This is a genomic window from Streptomyces sp. Xyl84, assembly GCF_059731885.1.
Window position 1 is genome coordinate 2,049,527 of record NZ_AP029182.1, and the last position, 16,283, is coordinate 2,065,809.

Below are 16,283 nucleotides of genomic sequence, written 5' to 3' on the forward strand. Positions count from 1 at the left end.
CCTCGGCGAAGGGGAGTTCACCGATCGCGCGGCGGGGCGGCCCGTGCGGGTGCCGGTGTCCGTCTCGTCCGGTGCGTGCCCCTCCCCCGTCCACCTCTATATCCACCGCGGACAACCCCGACCGCCGACAACGCCCACATGGAGCATGCCCACCCTCCTTCCGCGGTCCTAACCTGCGAGAAAAGAAGGAAAAGCGTCCGAAAAACGCCGTCCTCGAACAAGCCCCCCAACGCATGATCTCTTCAGGGAGCCCCCATGACCGCACTTGAGCAGGAGCGCCGCGTCGTCACCGCCATCCCCGGCCCGAAGTCGCAGGAGCTGCAGGCCCGCCGTACGGCCGTGGTCGCGCAGGGCGTGGGCTCCACGCTGCCGGTCTTCGTGACGCGCGCCGGCGGCGGCATCATCGAGGACGTCGACGGCAACCGCATCATCGACTTCGGTTCCGGCATCGCCGTGACCAGCGTGGGCGCCTCCGCCGAGGCCGTCGTACGCCGTGCCTCCGCGCAGCTCGCCGACTTCACCCACACCTGTTTCATGGTCACCCCCTACGAGGGCTACGTGGCCGTCGCCGAGGCGCTGGCCGAGCTGACCCCGGGTGACCACGCGAAGAAGTCGGCCCTGTTCAACAGCGGCGCCGAGGCCGTCGAGAACGCGGTGAAGATCGCCCGCGCGTACACCAAGCGGCAGGCCGTCGTCGTCTTCGACCACGGCTACCACGGCCGTACGAACCTCACCATGGCGCTGACGGCGAAGAACATGCCGTACAAGCACGGTTTCGGCCCGTTCGCCCCCGAGGTGTACCGCGTGCCGGTCGCCTACGGCTACCGCTGGCCCACGGGTGCCCAGAACGCGGGTCCGGAGGCCGCCGCGCAGGCCATCGACCAGATCACCAAGCAGGTCGGCGCGGACAACGTGGCCGCGATCATCATCGAGCCGGTGCTCGGTGAGGGCGGGTTCATCGAGCCCGCCAAGGGCTTCCTGCCGGCGATCCGCCAGTTCGCCGCCGACAACGGGATCGTCTTCGTCGCCGACGAGATCCAGTCCGGCTTCTGCCGCACCGGCCAGTGGTTCGCGTGCGAGGACGAGGGCATCGTGCCGGACCTGATCACCACGGCGAAGGGCATCGCGGGCGGTCTGCCGCTGGCCGCCGTGACCGGCCGCGCCGAGATCATGGACGCCGCGCACGCGGGCGGCCTGGGCGGCACCTACGGCGGCAACCCGGTGGCCTGCGCCGGTGCCCTCGGCGCCATCGAGACGATGAAGGAACTCGACCTCAACGCGAAGGCCAAGCGGATCGAGGAGGTCATGAAGGACCGCCTGTCCGCCATGGCCGAGAAGTTCGACGTCATCGGCGACGTCCGCGGGCGCGGCGCGATGATCGCGATCGAGCTGGTCAAGGACCGTACGACGAAAGAGCCGCACCCGGAGGCGACCGCCGCGCTCGCCAAGGCCTGCCACGCCGAGGGCCTGCTGGTCCTGACCTGCGGCACCTACGGCAACGTCCTGCGTTTCCTGCCCCCGCTGGTGATCGGCGAGGACCTCCTGAACGAGGGCCTCGACATCATCGAGCAGGCGTTCGCGCGCATCTGAGCGGCGTCCGCGCACAGGTGACACGGGGGCGGCAGACCGTGTGAAGAAGGTGTGCGGGGTGGATGACAGGACGCCGATCGGACTGTCCTCGCCCCCCGCCCTGCCGTAGGTTCTCTCCAGATGAGAGATACACCCCGCCCGCAGGAGACTGCGGACGGCATCAGGCCGTAGCCTCCCCAGCTTCGACCTGGTCCGTGCCTCGCGCACACCACCGGGGCCCCCGGGCCCCGGGTCTCCTCACCGATCGGACGGTCGCTCGCCCCAAACCCCCCGGGGCGCGCGACGTTCCGGTCAGGACGGCTGCAATCGCATGGACGGCCGTCCTTCGAAGGGCCGACGCAGAACCCCCCCTTTGCGCCGGCCCTTCGGCATGTCCGCGGCCGGTGCCCGGCCGCCACCCGGCCCGGCGGGACACGACGGCCCCTCTGCGAAGCTGTGTGCCGTGCCGAACCCTCGAACGACCTGGATCCCCCTCGCGCTCTTCGTGCTGATCACCTGGCAGGTCATGGACCACGGTCCGCTGCTGCGGGCCGACCGGTGGGTCAGTGCCGGCCTGCTGCACCCGGACCGCTTCTCCGAGGTGCTGTCCGATCTCGGGAACGTGCAGGTCGCGGTGCCGGTGCTGCTGGTGGCGGCGGGCTGGGCGGCCTGGCGGGGGCGGCGGGACGGCGCGGTCCGGTGGTGGGGGGTGCCGCTCGCGGCGCTGGTGACGATGGCGGTGCTGCCCGTGCTGATCGTGCCGCTGAAGGAGTGGATCGCGCGGCCGGGCACCTCCGTCATGCCGCCGGGGACCGGGTACTTCCCCTCCGGCCACACCGCCACGGCGCTGCTCGCCTACGGAGGTGCGGTCATCGTGCTCCTGCCGTGGCTGGGGACGGCGCCGGCCCGGCGACGGGCGGTCGCCGGGTGCGCCGTGCTGGTGCTCGCGGTGTCGTACGGGCTGGTGCGGCGCGGCTACCACTGGCCGCTGGACGTGGTGGCCGGCTGGTGTCTGGGGCTCGTCCTGCTCGCGCCGCTCGCGGTGCTCAGCCGAAGTACGCGTCGAAGTTCTTCTGGAACTGCCAGTCCCCGAAGCGGTCCCAGTTGATCGACCAGGTCATCAGGCCGCGCAGGCCCGGCCAGGTGCCGTGGGTGGTGTACGAGCCGCAGCCGGTCTTCCTGGTGAGGCAGTCCAGGGTCCTGGTGACCTCGGCGGGGGCGACGTAGCCGTTGCCCGCCTGGGTGGAGGCCGGCATGCCGATGCCGACCTGGTCGGGGCGCAGCGGCGGGAAGACACGGGTGGTGTCCCCGGCCACCGGGAAGCCGGTGAGGAGCATGTCGGTCATCGCGATGTGGAAGTCCGCGCCGCCCATGGAGTGGTACTGGTTGTCCAGGCCCATGATCGGGCCGGAGTTGTAGTCCTGGACGTGGAGCAGGGTCAGGTCGTCGCGCAGGGCGTGGATGACCGGGAGGTAGGCGCCGCAGCGCGGGTCCTGGCCGCCCCACTTGCCCGTGCCGTAGTACTGGTAGCCCATCTGCACGAAGAAGGTCTCCGGGGCCATCGTCAGGACGAACCTGGCGCCGTACCTGGCCTTGAGGGTCTTCAGTGCGGAGATCAGGTTGACGATCACGGGCGTGGTCGGGTTCCTGAAGTCGGTGTCGCCGGCGTTCAGGGACAGGGAGTGGCCCTCGAAGTCGATGTCGAGGCCGTCCAGGCCGTACTCGTCGATGATCTTCGAGACGGAGGAGACGAAGGTGTCCCGCGCGGCCGTCGTGGTCAGCTGGACCTGGCCGTTCTGGCCGCCGATGGAGATCAGGACCTTCTTGCCCGCGGCCTGCTTGGCCTTGACGGCGGCCTTGAAGTCGGCGTCGCTCTCCACGCCGGGGCATTCGGTGACGGGGCAGCGGTTGAAGCGGATGTCGCCGGAGGTGACCGAGGTGGGTTCGCCGAAGGCCAGGTCGATCACGTCCCAGCTGTCGGGGACGTCGGCCATGCGGGTGTAGCCGGAGCCGTTGGCGAAGCTCGCGTGCAGGTAGCCGACGAGGGCGTGGGCGGGCAGGCCGGGGTTCTGGCCGTTGCCGGGGCCGCCCGGGTCCGCCGCCGTCGTCGCGGCCGCCGCGGCCGACTTCGCGGACTCGCCGGCGGCGTTCACGGCGGCGACCTGGAAGCTGTACGCGGTGGCGGGGGTGAGGCCGGTGACGGTCGCGCTGGTGCCGGTGGCCGTCTGGACCTTCGTGCCGTCGCGGTAGACGGCGTAGCCGGTCGCGCCCGTCACGGGTGACCAGGACAGGTCCACGGTGGTGGCGGTGACGGTGCCGGTCTTCAGGCCGGTGGGGGCGGCGGGCGGCTGCTGGCCGGGGGTGCCGGCGGGGCCGGTGAGCGAGATGTCGTCGGCGTAGTAGGCGCCGGTGCCGTACCAGCCGTGGGTGTAGACGGTGACCTCGGTGGTGGCGGCGCCGGTGCGGAAGGTCGTGGTGAGCTGCTGCCAGTCGGCGGCGGACTGGGTCCAGGCGGAGGTGTCGGTGGTGCCGGTGCCGCTCGCGCCGAGGTAGACGTAGGAGCCGCGGACGTAACCGGACAGCGTGTACTGGGAGTCGGGCTGGACGGACACCGTCCGGGCGCACTGGGCGTTGTCGCTGCCGGCCGGGGTCGCCTGCAGCGCGGCCGTGCCGCCGTGGACGGGGCTGGTGACCGTCTTGGCGGTCGGCGTGCAGGTCCAGCCGTCCAGGCCGGACTCGAAGCCGCCGTCGAGCGCGGGGCCGGCGTCGGCCGCACGGGCGGCCGACGAGAGCGCGGTGATGCCGGGCACGGCCAGCAGCGTGGCCGTGAGTCCGGCGAGCAGCCGGCGCGCCGCTGGTCCGGATCGTCTGTCGCGTTCCACAAGTGCCTCCGGGCAAGGGGGAGTTTGGAGGGTGGAGCGCGCCCAATTTGGTCCAGACCAATTGGGATGTCAAGACCTCTGGCGTCGTCCGGCGGTGCGCGGGGTCAGTCCTCGCCCTCCGTGGCCAGGCCCGCCGCCGCCTCGTGCATCGCCAGTTCCAGCAGCGCCGGGTCGGTGAGGGTGCCCGAACCGTCGGGCGGGACCAGCCAGCGCAGGGTGCCGGCGGTCCTGCCCGGGCAGGGGACGACGATCCAGGTGCCGGGCCCGGCGCCGCGGACGCCCGTGCCGACCCAGCGGGCCGCGGTGCCCGGCGGTACGAGGAATCCCAGGCGGCCGTCGCCGAAGTCGGCGAGGACCGGGCCGAGCCGGTCGAGCACCCGGCTCAGCACGTCGAGCGTGGGGTAGCCGAGTCCGCCCGGCAGGAACAGGACGTCCCAGGCCCTGCCCGCGGGCAGCAGGGCGGCCCCGTGGGGGTTGCGCTCCCACTCCCTGCGGCAGGCACGCGGATCCGGTGCGACGGATGCCAGCCACTCGACCGCCGTCTTCGTCCCGGTCATGGAGAGACCTCCCTCTTCGTCGTGGACGCGCACTGTCGCGCCCACGAACCCAGAGGGAGGTCCGCACCGGGCATTACGCGGGTTCGCCGGCCCTTTTGGAGTGAACCGGGTCACGGTGCGCCCTGGGCGCACGGCGGCGGGCCCGCCCGTCGGCCCGCCGGCGCCTCAGCTGTCGAAGCCCAGCCCGAGCCGGTCCATGGTCCGCAGCCACAGGTTGCGCCGGCCGTCGTGCGCGTCCGCCCGCGCCAGTGACCACTTGGTCAGCGCGATGCCGGTCCAGGCCAGCGGCTCGGGCGGGAAGGGCAGCGGCTTCCTGCGGACCATCTCCAGTTCGGTGCGCTCGGTGCGCTCGCCGGACAGCAGGTCGAGCATCACCTCGGCGCCGAAGCGGGTCGCGCCGACGCCCAGGCCGGTGTACCCGGCCGCGTAGGCGACCTTGCCCTGGTGGGCGGTGCCGAAGAAGGCCGAGAAGCGCGAGCAGGTGTCGATCGCACCGCCCCAGGCGTGGCTGAAGCGGACGCCTTCGAGCTGCGGGAAGCAGGTGAAGAAGTGCCCGGCGAGCTTGGCGTACGTCGGCGGGCGGTCGTCGTACTCGGCGCGCACCCGGCCGCCGTAGGGGTAGACCGCGTCGTAGCCGCCCCACAGGATCCGGTTGTCGGCGGAGAGCCGGAAGTAGTGGAACTGGTTGGCGGAGTCGCCCAGCCCCTGGCGGTTCTTCCAGCCGACGGACTCCAGCTGCGCCGCGGTCAGCGGCTCGGTCATCAGGGCGTAGTCGTAGACCGGGACGGTGTACGGCCGGACCCGCCTGACCAGGCTGGGGAAGACGTTGGTGCCCAGCGCCACCTGGCGGGCGCGGACGCCGCCGTAGGGGGTGCGTACGCTCATGCCCGCGCCGTACGGCCTGAGCGTGAGGGCGGGGGTGTGCTCGTAGACGCGGACGCCGAGCCGCAGGCAGGCCCGCTTGAGGCCCCAGGCGAGCTTGGCCGGGTGGAGCATGGCCACGCCCCGGCGGTCCCAGAGGCCGGCCTCGAAGGTCGGTGAGGCGACCTGTGCGCGCACGGCGTCCCGGTCGAGCAGTTCGATGCCCTCGGCGAGTCCTTTCTCCTCCAGCTCCGCGTGCCACTCGCGCAGTTCCCGGGCCTGGTAGGGCTCGGTGGCCACGTCGATCTCACCGGTGCGCTCGAACTCGCAGTCGATGCCGTGGCGGGCGACCGCCTCCTCGATGGCGTCGAGGTTGCGGGCGCCCAGCCGCTCCAGCCGGTGGATCTCGTCCGGCCACCGGGTGAGGCCGTTGGACAGTCCGTGGGTGAGCGAGGCGGCGCAGAAACCGCCGTTGCGGCCGGAGGCCGCCCAGCCCGCCTCGCGGCCCTCCACGAGCACCACGTCGGCGGCCGGATCGCGCTCCTTGGCGATCAGTGCGGTCCACAGTCCGCTGTAGCCGCCGCCGACGACGAGCAGGTCGCAGGTCTCCGCGCCGGTCAGGGCGGCCTCGGGGCGGGGGCGGCCGGGGTCGTCCAGCCAGTAGGGGGTGGGCTGTGCCTCGGAAAGTGAACCGGTCCAACGGGTCATGGCGCTCGGGGCCATGATTTCAACTCCCTACAGAGTTATGTGAGTCATGCCTTTTGCTTGGTACGGCGATTGCTGATGGCCATGGAGACCAGGACGAACAGTACGGCGATGACGAACATGGCCGTACCGATGACATTGATCTGAACGGGTGTGCCGCGCTGCGCCGAACCCCAGACGAACATGGGGAAGGTGACGGTGGAGCCCGCGTTGAAATTGGTGATGATGAAATCGTCGAAGGAGAGCGCGAAGGCGAGCAGCGCGCCCGCGGCGATTCCGGGTGCCGCGATCGGCAGGGTGACCCGCACGAACGTCTGGAACGGGCCGGCGTAGAGGTCCTGCGCGGCCTGTTCCAGCCGCGGGTCCATCGACATCACGCGCGCCTTGACGGCGGTGACGACGAAGCTGAGGCAGAACATGATGTGGGCGATCAGGATGGTCCAGAAACCCAGCTGGGCGCCCATGTTGAGGAAGAGGGTGAGCAGCGAGGCGGCCATGACGACCTCGGGCATCGCCATCGGCAGGAAGATCAGCGAGTTGACGGCACCGCGGGCGCGGAAGCGGTAGCGGACCAGCGCGAAGGCGATCATCGTGCCCAGCAGCGTGGCGCCGAGGGTCGCCCAGACGGCGATCTGGAGGCTGAGCGAGAGCGACCCGCACATTCCGGCGACACCGCACGGGTCTTTCCACGCGTCGGTGGAGAACTTCTGCCACTCGTAGTTGAAGCGGCCCTTCGGTTTGTTGAAGGAGAAGACCGTGACCACGATGTTCGGCAGGAGCAGGTATCCGAGCGTCAGCAGTCCCGCGATGACGACGAGATGGCGCTTGAGCCAGGTGACGAAGGGCATTTAGACGAGATCCTCCGTCCCGGACCGGCGGATGTAGACGGTGACCATGACGAGAATCGCGGCCATCAGGATGAAGGAGAGGGCTGCGGCCGTCGGATAGTCCAGGATCCGCAGGAACTGCGACTGGATGACGTTGCCGACCATGCGGGTGTCGGTCGAGCCGAGCAGGTCGGCGTTGACGTAGTCACCGGCGGCCGGGATGAACGTCAGCAGGGTGCCGGAGACCACGCCGGGCATGGAGAGCGGGAAGGTGACCTTGCGGAAGGTGGTGACGGGCCTGGCGTACAGGTCGCCGGCCGCCTCGTGCAGCCGCCCGTCGATCCGCTCCAGAGAGGTGTACAGCGGAAGGATCATGAAGGGCAGGAAGTTGTACGTCAGCCCGCACACCACCGCGAGGGGGGTGGCCAGCACGCGGTCGCCGGAGGTCCAGCCGAGCCAGTTGGTGACGTCCAGGACGTGCAGCGCGCCGAGGGCGCCGACGACCGGGCCGCCGTCCGCGAGGATCGTCTTCCAGGCGAGGGTGCGGATCAGGAAGCTGGTGAAGAACGGCGCGATCACCAGGATCATGATCAGGTTGCGCCAGCGGCCCGCCCGGAACGCGATCAGGTACGCGAGCGGATAGCCGAGCAGCAGGCACAGGATCGTCGCGGAGGCCGCGTAGAGCACCGAGCGCAGGAACTGCGGCCAGTACTCCGACAGGGCGTCCCAGTAGGTCACGAAGTGCCAGGTGACCTTGTAGCCCTGTTCCAGGGAGCCGGTCTGCACCGACGTGGAGGCCTGGTAGATCATCGGCAGCGCGAAGAAGACGACCAGCCACAGGATGCCGGGCAGCAGCAGCCAGTACGGGGTGAGGCGGCCGCGCCTGCGCGGCGGCTTCGTCCGGGGTGCGGGGGGCGCGAGCGGGGGCGGCGCCTCGGTGACGGCGGACATCAGGCGGCGTCCTCCTCGGCCGGCCCGGCACCGGCGGCGGCGTCCTGGGCGGCGTCCAGGCCGAAGGTGTGGGCCGGGTTCCAGTGCAGGACGACCTCGGCACCGGGCACCAGGCGCGGGTCGCGGTCGATGTTCTGGGCGTACACCTCGAAGCCGGCGCAGACGGGGCTGTCGATCACGTACTGCGTGGAGACGCCGATGAAGCTGGAGTCGGCGATGCGGCCGGTGATGCGGTTGCGGCCCTCGGGGACGTCGCCCGCGTCGTCGGCGTGGGTGAGGGAGATCTTCTCCGGACGGACTCCGGCCAGCACCCTGCCGCCGGCGCCGGCCGGTGCGGAACACCGCGCCCTGGGCAGGGCGAGCCTGCCGCCGCCGGCGCTGAGGACTATCTCGTCCCCGCCCACCGTGTGGACCTCGGCCTCGATGAAGTTGGAGCTGCCGAGGAAGTTGGCGACGAACGTGGTGCGCGGGTTCTCGTAGAGGTCGGTGGGCGAGCCGAGCTGTTCGACGCGTCCGGCGTTCATCACGGCGACCGTGTCGGCCATGGTCATGGCCTCCTCCTGGTCGTGGGTGACGTGCACGAAGGTGATGCCGACCTCGGTCTGGATGCGCTTGAGCTCCAGCTGCATCTGGCGGCGCAGCTTGAGGTCCAGGGCGCCGAGCGGCTCGTCGAGCAGCAGCACCTTGGGGTGGTTGATCAGGGCGCGGGCCACGGCGACGCGCTGCTGCTGACCGCCGGAGAGCTGGTGCGGCTTCTTGCGGGCCTGCTCGCCGAGCTGGACGAGGTCCAGCATCTCCTCGACCTGCTTCTTCACGCTCTTGACGCCGCGCCGGCGCAGGCCGAAGGCGACGTTCTCGAAGATGTCGAGGTGCGGGAAGAGGGCGTAGGACTGGAAGACCGTGTTCACCGGGCGCTTGTAGGGCGGCAGGTGGGTCACGTCCTGGTCGCCGAGGTGGACGGTGCCCGCGGTGGGCTCCTCCAGCCCGGCGATCATGCGCAGGGTGGTGGTCTTGCCGCAGCCGGAGGCGCCGAGCAGGGCGAAGAAGGAGCCCTGCGGCACGGTCAGGTCGAGCGGGTGCACGGCGGTGAAGGCGCCGTAGCGCTTGCTGATCTGCGAGAGGCGGACGTCACCGCTGTGTTCCGTCGCGTCTGTTGTGGTCTTCATCGTCACGCCCCTGTGAGCTTCGCGTACTTCTCTTCAAAGGCCGCCTCTTCCTGCTCGCTCAGCAAGCGGAAGGCGTGCGACTTGGCGGCCGTGGCCTTGTCGAGCAGGATCAGCGGGTTCTCCGCCGCGGTCTTGTCGATCTTCGCCAGGTAGGGCCGCACACCGTCCACCGGAGACACGTAGTTGGTGTACGCGGCGAGCGCGGCGGCCTGTTCCGGCTCGTAGTAGAAGTCGATCAGCCGCTCGGCGTTCGCCTTGTGCCGGGCCTTGGCGGGGACCAGCATGCAGTCGGTGCCGGTGATGTAACCGGCCTGCGGGATGAGGTAGTCGACGTCCGGGTTGTCGGCCTGGAGCTGGACGACGTCGCCGCCCCAGGCCAGGCAGGCGGCCAGGTCGCCCTTGGTGAGGTCGGAGGTGTAGTCGTTGCCGGTGAAGCGGCGGATCTGCCCCTTGTCGACGGCCTTCTGGATCCGGGCGATCCCCGCGTCGAAGTCGTCGGCGGTGAACTTCCCGGGGTCCTTGCCCATGTCGAGCAGGGTCATGCCCATGCTGTCGCGCATCTCGGAGAGGAAACCGACCCGTCCCTTGAGCTTCGGGTTGTCCAGCAGGTCGGAGACCGACTTCACCTCGACGCCGTCGAGCGCCTTCTTGTTGAAGGCGATGACGACGGAGACGCCCTGCCAGGGGTAGGAGTAGGCGTGCCCCGGGTCCCATTCGGGGGCGCGGAACTGCCCGGCGAGGTTGGCGAAGGCGTGCGGCAGGTTGGCCGGGTCCAGTTTCTGCGCCCAGCCGAGCCGGATGACCCGCGCGGCCAGCCAGTCGGTGAGGACGACGAGGTCCCGGCCGGTGTCCTGGCCGGCGGCGAGCTGCGGTTTGATCTTGCCGAAGAACTCGTTGTTGTCGTTGATGTCCTCGGTGTAGGTGACCTTGATCCCGGTGCGCCGGGTGAACGTCTCCAGCGTCGGACGGTGCTTGCCGCTGTCGTCGACGTCGATGTACTCGGGCCAGTTGGAGAAGTTCACGGTCTTCTCCCCCGCCGAGTGGTCCTCGGACGCGGCGCCGTCCTGCGTCCGGCCGGCCGCCGGGATGCCGCAGGCGCTCAGCGTCCCGAGGGCTCCGAGGAAGAACGCGCCGCCCGCGCCGGCGCGCAGCAGCGAACGGCGGGTGAGGGCGGCCCTGCCGCCCGGCAGATGCCGCCCGGGGACGGCCGGGCGGGCCGGTGACGGGCGGTCGGGCTCGTACTGCTCCATGCGCGTGGTGCCCTTTCGGGAGGGTCCGGCCGGGCGCGGGCCGGAGTGTGGCTATCGGTCTCCGAAGATCGTGCGGTGCCAGTCCTTGCGGACCACCGCGGTGTTGTCGAACATGACGTGCTTGACCTGGGTGTACTCCTCGAAGGAGTACGCGGACATGTCCTTGCCGAAGCCGGAGGACTTGTAGCCGCCGTGCGGCATCTCGCTGATGATCGGGATGTGGTCGTTGACCCACACGCAGCCCGCCTTGATCTCGCGGGTGGCCCGGTTCGCCCGGTAGACGTCCCGGCTCCAGGCGGAGGCGGCCAGGCCGTAGGGCGTGTCGTTGGCCAGCGCGATGCCCTCGTCGTCGCTGTCGAAGGGCAGGACGACCAGGACCGGGCCGAAGATCTCCGACTGGACGATCTCGCTGTCCTGGGGGGCGTCCGCGACCAGGGTGGGCCGGTAGTAGGCGCCGCTCTTCAGGTCGCCCTGCGGTGCCTCTCCGCCGGTGACCACGCGCGCGTAGCCACGCGCCCGCTCGACGAAACCGGCGACGCGGTCGCGCTGGGCGTGCGAGACCAGCGGGCCGAGGTCGGTGCCGGCGGCGAACGGGTCGCCGAGCCGGACGCTCTCCATCAGGGCCGCGGTCCGCGTCACGAACTCCTCGTACAGGGGGCGCTGCACGTACGCGCGGGTGGCGGCCGTGCAGTCCTGGCCGGTGTTGATGAGCGAGCCCGCGACCGCGCCGTTGACCGCAGCGTCCAGGTCGGCGTCGTCGAAGACGACGAAGGGCGCCTTGCCGCCCAGCTCCAGGTGGAGGCGCTTGACGGTGGCGGTGGCGATCTCGGCGACCCGCTTGCCCACGCCCGTGGAGCCGGTGAAGGACGTCATCGCCACGTCGGGGTGGGCGACCAGGTGCTGACCGGCCTCCCGGCCGGTGCCGGTGACGATGTTGATCACACCGTCCGGGATCCCCGCGTCGGTGGCCGCCTGGGCGAACATCAGCGAGGTGAGCGGGGTCAGTTCGGCGGGCTTCAGGACGATGGTGTTGCCGGCGGCGATCGCCGGGAGGATCTTCCAGGCGGCCATCTGGAGGGGGTAGTTCCAGGGCGCGATGGAGCCGATGACGCCGACGGGCTCACGGCGCACGTAGGAGGTGTGGTCGCCGGAGTACTCGGCGGCGGCCTGGCCCTGGAGGTGGCGGGCGGCGCCGGCGAAGAACGCGGTGTTGTCGATCGTGCCCGGCACGTCGAACTCGCGGGTCAGCTTGAGCGGCTTGCCGCACTGCAGGGACTCGGCGCGGGCGAAGTCCTCGGCGCGCTCGGCGAGCACGGCCGCGAAGCGGTGCAGCGCGTCCGACCGCTCGCCGGGGGTGGCGCCCGCCCAGCCGGGGAACGCGGCGCGCGCGGCGGCGACCGCCGCGTCGACGTCGTCCGGACCGGCCGGCTCGTAGCTGAGGACCTCCTCGCCGGTGGCCGGGTCGACCACGGCGTGCGTGCCGCCCGAGGTGCCCTCGGCGAGACGTCCGGCGATGAACTGCGCGCCGCGGGCGAAACGGTCCTGCGCGGGGAATCGTTCCGGGGTGGCGGTGCCCGGCTTGTGCATGTCGCTCTCCTCCGCCACCACCCCCGTTCAGGGGCCGGTGGCGTAGCTCCGGCTCGAATTGAGTGCCGATCCTGACAGAGCAAAGGGGCACCAACAAGTGATTCCGTTGTTGCCTTTTGGTTACGCGACGGAATCTGTCGACCAGGTGTCGAGTCGGCACGGAAAAGGCGGGACGGAGTGTCAGTGGTGCCTGCCACACTCGCGTGCATGGGGAAGATCGATTCACAGGAATCCCTGATCAGGGAGGTCCGCGCGGGGGCGAGGATCAAGTACCTGCACTTCTGGGGGCACCGGCCGCGGCCGGACGGTCAGGTGGGCGCGGGCTGCCTGAGCCAGTGGTGGCCGTCGCCGTTCACCGTCGACGGCGTGACGTACGCGACCGCCGAGCACTGGATGATGGCGGCCAAGGCGCGGCTGTTCGGCGACGCGGAGGCGGAGCGGCGGGCGCTGGCCGCGGCGCATCCGGCGCAGGCGAAGAAGGCCGGGCGGCTGGTGCGCGGTTTCGACGACGCGGCATGGGCGCGCGAGCGCTTCGGGATCGTGGTGGAGGGCAGCGTCCACAAGTTCGCCGCCCACCCCGGACTGCGGGAGTTCCTGCTCGCCACCGGCGACCGGGTGCTGGTGGAGGCTTCCCCGGTGGACCGCGTCTGGGGCATCGGCCTGGCCGCCGATGACGAGGCGGCAACGGACCCGGAGCGCTGGCACGGCCCGAACCTCCTGGGCTTCGCGCTGATGGCGGCGCGGGAGCGGCTGCGGGAGGCTGCGTAGGAGTGCGGGAGGCGGCCCGTCAGCGGCTGCGGGGGGGGCATCCGGAGGCGCCGTGGAGGCGGGGCCGGTGCACCCGCGCGCACCGCTGGGGTTTCGCGCGAGGAACGGGCGTGCTCGCGCGCATGATCTCGGTGGGGCGGCGGCGGCGAGGGCCGGCCGGTGGGGGCGGGCAGTGCCCGCCCCGGCCGGCCCCGCCGTGCGGGTCCTCAGAACGTGCTGGCGCTGCCCATGATGCTGGCGAACACCAGGATGCCCAGCAGCGGCAGGACCACCGTGGCGATGATGCCGCAGACCAGGCCGCCGGTCGCGGCGCCCTTGTTGGTGGCCTCGCCGCGGTTGGCCTTGCCCCGCCCGATGGCGCCGAAGATGATCCCGAGGATGCCCAGGATGATCCCGAAGAACCACAGGAAGAAGGTCAGGCTGCAGACGACGCCGATGATGCCCAGCACCAGTCCGGTGGTGCCCATGCCGTTGCTCGGCTGCATGGGCATGCCGTACCCGGGTGCCTGCGGGTAGCCCACGGGCGGCGCGGCCGGGTAGGAGGGACCTGCCTGCGGGTAACCGTAGTTGGGGTTGGACTGCGGGTAGCCGTAGCCCGGTGCGGGCTGCTGCGGCGGCTGGGACGGCGGTCCGAAGCCGTCGGGTGCGGGCTGGGCGTTGGACATGGTGTGGTTTCCCCTCCGTTGACAGTCAAGGCATCGTAATGCCCTGCTCGGCACGCCGGTTGGGGTCGGTCGGCGCTGTCTGCCGGGCAGTGGGCGGGACGGCCGACCGGCGTCGCGGGCGCGGTGGCCGGACGCGGGGCACCGGCGTCTTCGGCGCGGTGGCCGGGGGCGGGACGACGCCGTCCGTCGGACGGCCGGGGCCGCGGTGCGCGGGCGGCCTGGTCCGGCCGCCGGTCTCAGCGGTCAGTGATCGGCGGCCTGCGGTCGGCCGTCACCGTCAGTGGCCCACGGCCGGCGGTCAGGCGTCAGCGGTCAGCCGTCGGTGCTCAGTGGTCGGCGAGGACCGTCGCGGACGGACGTGCGGCGCCGTCGTAGTAGTACGGGTCCGTGGTGCGGGACTCGTGGACGGCGGTCGTGATCAGCACGATCCACACGACGATCATCGCGATGCCCAGGACGATCCCGATGACACCGGTGACGAAACCGGCCTGGGCCTGGCCGCGGTTGTCGGCCTGGCCCTGCTCGGCCCGGCGGCGCCCCTTGATGCCGAAGATCACGGCGAGGATGCCGAGGACCACCGAGACCACGCCGTACAGGCAGAACAGGCAGCAGGACAGGATGCCCAGCACCATGGCCGCCGTGCCCATGCCGTTGCGCGGGGCGGGGAGCATGCCGGGCCAGCCGTAGGCCGGGTAGCCGGGGTAGCCGGGCTGTCCGGGGTAGCCGGCGCCCGGGTGGCCGGGACCGCCGGGGTAGCCGTAACCGCCGGGGGCGGCCGAGACCCCGGGGCCGGTGGGGGCGACGGGCGGCGGCGGTACGGCGAAGTCACCGGGGGGCGGGGCGTCCGCGGGGGTCCCCTGGCCCGGCGGCGGGAAGCCGGGGGCCGGGGGCAGGCCGGGCATCGAGGCCATGGTGGCCTGGTCGTGCACGGACGGCGACGGCACGGGGGGCTGCGCGGGCGCGGGCGGACGCTTCTCCAGGGAGGGGCCGCTCTCCGGCGGCGCCCACGGATTGTCCCCGGAGGCGGCGTCGCCGCCCGCCCGTGTTCCGTCCGTCATGTTCTCCGGTCCCCCTCGGTCGATCGTCAGGACATGCTAAGGCCTGCCCCGCCGCCCACGACCGCCGGGCGGATCTTGCTCCGCACCACCGGACCCGCCGAGCCGACCCGCGCCCGCGCAGGCGTCGACACCGACGCCAGCACCGGCACCGGCACCGGCACCGGCACCGACGCGTGAGCCGACCACGGGCCCGCCCCCGCATCGCCGACCCCGCGCCGGCCCGTACCCCTGCCCACGCCGCGCCCCCACCGCCGCCCGCGCCCCCTCCTGCCCCCGCACCGCCGCCGGGCCTGCGCCTACGATGGCCGTGCTCACCGATCAGCCGATCACCCGCGCCGCGCGCCCCCGGGCCCCGCGGTGCCGTTCCCGGGGAGGGACACCTTGACCGACCTGCACGCACCCCGCGATCCGCACGCCTTCATCGCCGGACTGCCCAAGGCCGAACTCCATGTGCACCACGTCGGCTCCGCCTCCCCGCGGATCGTCTCCGAACTGGCCGCCCGCCACCCCGACTCGAAGGTGCCCACCGACCCCGAGGCGCTGGCCGACTACTTCACGTTCACCGACTTCGCCCACTTCATCCAGGTGTACCTGTCGGTCGTCGACCTGATCCGCACCCCCGAGGACGTCCGTCTGCTGACGTACGAGGTGGCCCGGGACATGGCCCGCCAGCAGGTGCGCTACGCCGAGCTGACCATCACGCCGTTCTCGTCCACCCGGCGCGGGATCGACGAGCGGGCGTTCATGGACGCCATCGAGGACGCCCGCAAGGCGGCCGAGGCCGACTTCCGGACCGTGCTGCGCTGGTGCTTCGACATCCCCGGCGAGGCCGGGCTGCAGTCCGCCGAGGAGACCGTCCGGCTCGCCACCGACGACCGGGTGCGCCCCGAGGGACTGGTGTCGTTCGGGCTCGGCGGCCCCGAAATAGGCGTACCGCGCCCCCAGTTCAAGCCGTACTTCGACCGGGCGATCGCCGCCGGGCTGCACTCCGTCCCGCACGCCGGGGAGACCACCGGACCCGAGACGGTGTGGGACGCGCTGACCGAGCTGCGCGCCGAACGGATCGGCCACGGCACCAGCTCCGCCCAGGACCCGAAGCTGCTCGCCCACCTCGCCGAGCACCGTATCCCGCTGGAGGTGTGCCCGACGTCCAACATCGCCACCCGGGCCGTGCGCACCCTGGACGAGCACCCGATCAGGGAGTTCGTGCGGGCGGGGGTGCTCGTCACGGTCAACTCCGACGACCCGCCGATGTTCGGCACCGACCTCAACAGCGAGTACGCCGTCGCCGCCCGGCTCCTCGGCCTGGACGAGCGGGGCATCGCCGGGCTGGCCAAGAACGCGGTGCACGCCTCCTTCCTCGACGAGGCCGGCAAGGCACGGATCGCCGGCGAGATCGACGCCTACACCGAGCAGTGGCTCGCGCCCTGACCGGGA

The 16,283-nt window shown here is 71.6% G+C and carries 15 protein-coding genes; 5 read left to right on the forward strand and 10 right to left on the reverse strand.

The window, feature by feature from the left end; all coding sequences use genetic code 11:
- Positions 1-255: 255 nt before the first annotated feature.
- Both gabT and AC6I72_RS08640 read left to right on the forward strand, forming a co-directional pair.
- Positions 256-1,590, forward strand: a complete 1,335-nt coding sequence (gabT, locus tag AC6I72_RS08635) for a 4-aminobutyrate--2-oxoglutarate transaminase (RefSeq protein WP_498000274.1) — start codon at positions 256-258, stop codon at positions 1,588-1,590.
- A 505-nt stretch (positions 1,591-2,095) separates the two neighbouring features.
- Positions 2,096-2,677: a phosphatase PAP2 family protein gene (locus tag AC6I72_RS08640; protein ID WP_498004627.1), complete on the forward strand. Its 582-nt coding sequence runs from the start codon at positions 2,096-2,098 to the stop codon at positions 2,675-2,677.
- Here AC6I72_RS08640 and AC6I72_RS08645 read toward each other — a convergent pair.
- The 8 genes from AC6I72_RS08645 to AC6I72_RS08680 all read right to left on the reverse strand — a co-directional run bounded on the left by AC6I72_RS08645 (position 2,616) and on the right by AC6I72_RS08680 (position 12,355).
- Positions 2,616-4,451 (reverse strand): chitinase, encoded by a 1,836-nt coding sequence (locus AC6I72_RS08645; RefSeq protein ID WP_498000275.1) that lies wholly within the window; start codon positions 4,449-4,451, stop codon positions 2,616-2,618. The genes AC6I72_RS08640 and AC6I72_RS08645 overlap by 62 nt on opposite strands.
- A 104-nt stretch (positions 4,452-4,555) precedes the next feature.
- Complete coding sequence (locus tag AC6I72_RS08650) at positions 4,556-5,008, reverse strand: hypothetical protein (protein WP_498000276.1); 453 nt, start codon at positions 5,006-5,008, stop codon at positions 4,556-4,558.
- A gap of 165 nt (positions 5,009-5,173) precedes the next feature.
- On the reverse strand, positions 5,174-6,592 hold the full coding sequence (locus tag AC6I72_RS08655) for an NAD(P)/FAD-dependent oxidoreductase (protein ID WP_498000277.1): 1,419 nt from the start codon (positions 6,590-6,592) through the stop codon (positions 5,174-5,176).
- A gap of 29 nt (positions 6,593-6,621) precedes the next feature.
- Positions 6,622-7,422: an ABC transporter permease gene (locus AC6I72_RS08660; protein ID WP_498000278.1), complete on the reverse strand. Its 801-nt coding sequence runs from the start codon at positions 7,420-7,422 to the stop codon at positions 6,622-6,624.
- Complete coding sequence (locus AC6I72_RS08665) at positions 7,423-8,352, reverse strand: ABC transporter permease (protein WP_498000279.1); 930 nt, start codon at positions 8,350-8,352, stop codon at positions 7,423-7,425.
- On the reverse strand, positions 8,352-9,518 hold the full coding sequence (locus AC6I72_RS08670; protein WP_498000280.1) for an ABC transporter ATP-binding protein: 1,167 nt from the start codon (positions 9,516-9,518) through the stop codon (positions 8,352-8,354). The genes AC6I72_RS08665 and AC6I72_RS08670 overlap by 1 nt, the downstream gene beginning before the upstream one ends.
- A 2-nt stretch (positions 9,519-9,520) precedes the next feature.
- The gene (locus tag AC6I72_RS08675; RefSeq protein ID WP_498000281.1) at positions 9,521-10,768 is read right to left on the reverse strand and encodes an ABC transporter substrate-binding protein; all 1,248 of its coding nucleotides are present in this window, start codon (positions 10,766-10,768) and stop codon (positions 9,521-9,523) included.
- A 51-nt stretch (positions 10,769-10,819) separates the two neighbouring features.
- Positions 10,820-12,355: a gamma-aminobutyraldehyde dehydrogenase gene (locus tag AC6I72_RS08680; protein ID WP_498000282.1), complete on the reverse strand. Its 1,536-nt coding sequence runs from the start codon at positions 12,353-12,355 to the stop codon at positions 10,820-10,822.
- Positions 12,356-12,562: 207 nt separating this feature from the next.
- Between AC6I72_RS08680 and ybiA the strand changes: the two genes are divergently transcribed.
- A complete protein-coding gene (gene ybiA, locus AC6I72_RS08685; RefSeq protein WP_498000283.1) occupies positions 12,563-13,123 on the forward strand; it encodes a riboflavin biosynthesis intermediates N-glycosidase in 561 nt (186 codons plus the stop codon).
- A 206-nt stretch (positions 13,124-13,329) separates the two neighbouring features.
- On the opposite strand, the gene AC6I72_RS08690 is transcribed toward ybiA, so the two are convergent.
- Together AC6I72_RS08690 and AC6I72_RS08695 are read right to left on the reverse strand one after the other, a co-directional pair.
- Positions 13,330-13,788 (reverse strand): DUF4190 domain-containing protein, encoded by a 459-nt coding sequence (locus AC6I72_RS08690; RefSeq protein WP_498000284.1) that lies wholly within the window; start codon positions 13,786-13,788, stop codon positions 13,330-13,332.
- A gap of 326 nt (positions 13,789-14,114) precedes the next feature.
- On the reverse strand, positions 14,115-14,846 hold the full coding sequence (locus tag AC6I72_RS08695; RefSeq protein WP_498000285.1) for a DUF4190 domain-containing protein: 732 nt from the start codon (positions 14,844-14,846) through the stop codon (positions 14,115-14,117).
- Positions 14,847-14,879: 33 nt separating this feature from the next.
- Here AC6I72_RS08695 and AC6I72_RS08700 point away from each other — a divergent pair, with 33 nt between their 5' ends.
- Positions 14,880-15,023 (forward strand): hypothetical protein, encoded by a 144-nt coding sequence (locus AC6I72_RS08700; RefSeq protein ID WP_498000286.1) that lies wholly within the window; start codon positions 14,880-14,882, stop codon positions 15,021-15,023.
- Between the two features lie 204 nt (positions 15,024-15,227).
- Positions 15,228-16,277: an adenosine deaminase gene (locus AC6I72_RS08705; protein WP_498000287.1), complete on the forward strand. Its 1,050-nt coding sequence runs from the start codon at positions 15,228-15,230 to the stop codon at positions 16,275-16,277.
- Positions 16,278-16,283 lie beyond the last annotated feature (6 nt).

Coding starts and splice junctions, on each gene's coding strand:
- gabT (WP_498000274.1), top strand. CDS start 256: ATGACCGCACTTGAGCAGGAGCGCCGCGTCGTCACCGCCATCCCCGGC.
- AC6I72_RS08640 (WP_498004627.1), top strand. CDS start 2,096: ATGGACCACGGTCCGCTGCTGCGGGCCGACCGGTGGGTCAGTGCCGGC.
- AC6I72_RS08650 (WP_498000276.1), bottom strand. CDS start 5,008: ATGACCGGGACGAAGACGGCGGTCGAGTGGCTGGCATCCGTCGCACCG.
- AC6I72_RS08655 (WP_498000277.1), bottom strand. CDS start 6,592: ATGGCCCCGAGCGCCATGACCCGTTGGACCGGTTCACTTTCCGAGGCA.
- AC6I72_RS08660 (WP_498000278.1), bottom strand. CDS start 7,422: ATGCCCTTCGTCACCTGGCTCAAGCGCCATCTCGTCGTCATCGCGGGA.
- AC6I72_RS08665 (WP_498000279.1), bottom strand. CDS start 8,352: ATGTCCGCCGTCACCGAGGCGCCGCCCCCGCTCGCGCCCCCCGCACCC.
- AC6I72_RS08670 (WP_498000280.1), bottom strand. CDS start 9,518: ATGAAGACCACAACAGACGCGACGGAACACAGCGGTGACGTCCGCCTC.
- AC6I72_RS08675 (WP_498000281.1), bottom strand. CDS start 10,768: ATGGAGCAGTACGAGCCCGACCGCCCGTCACCGGCCCGCCCGGCCGTC.
- AC6I72_RS08680 (WP_498000282.1), bottom strand. CDS start 12,355: ATGCACAAGCCGGGCACCGCCACCCCGGAACGATTCCCCGCGCAGGAC.
- ybiA (WP_498000283.1), top strand. CDS start 12,563: ATGGGGAAGATCGATTCACAGGAATCCCTGATCAGGGAGGTCCGCGCG.
- AC6I72_RS08690 (WP_498000284.1), bottom strand. CDS start 13,788: ATGTCCAACGCCCAGCCCGCACCCGACGGCTTCGGACCGCCGTCCCAG.
- AC6I72_RS08695 (WP_498000285.1), bottom strand. CDS start 14,846: ATGACGGACGGAACACGGGCGGGCGGCGACGCCGCCTCCGGGGACAAT.
- AC6I72_RS08700 (WP_498000286.1), top strand. CDS start 14,880: ATGCTAAGGCCTGCCCCGCCGCCCACGACCGCCGGGCGGATCTTGCTC.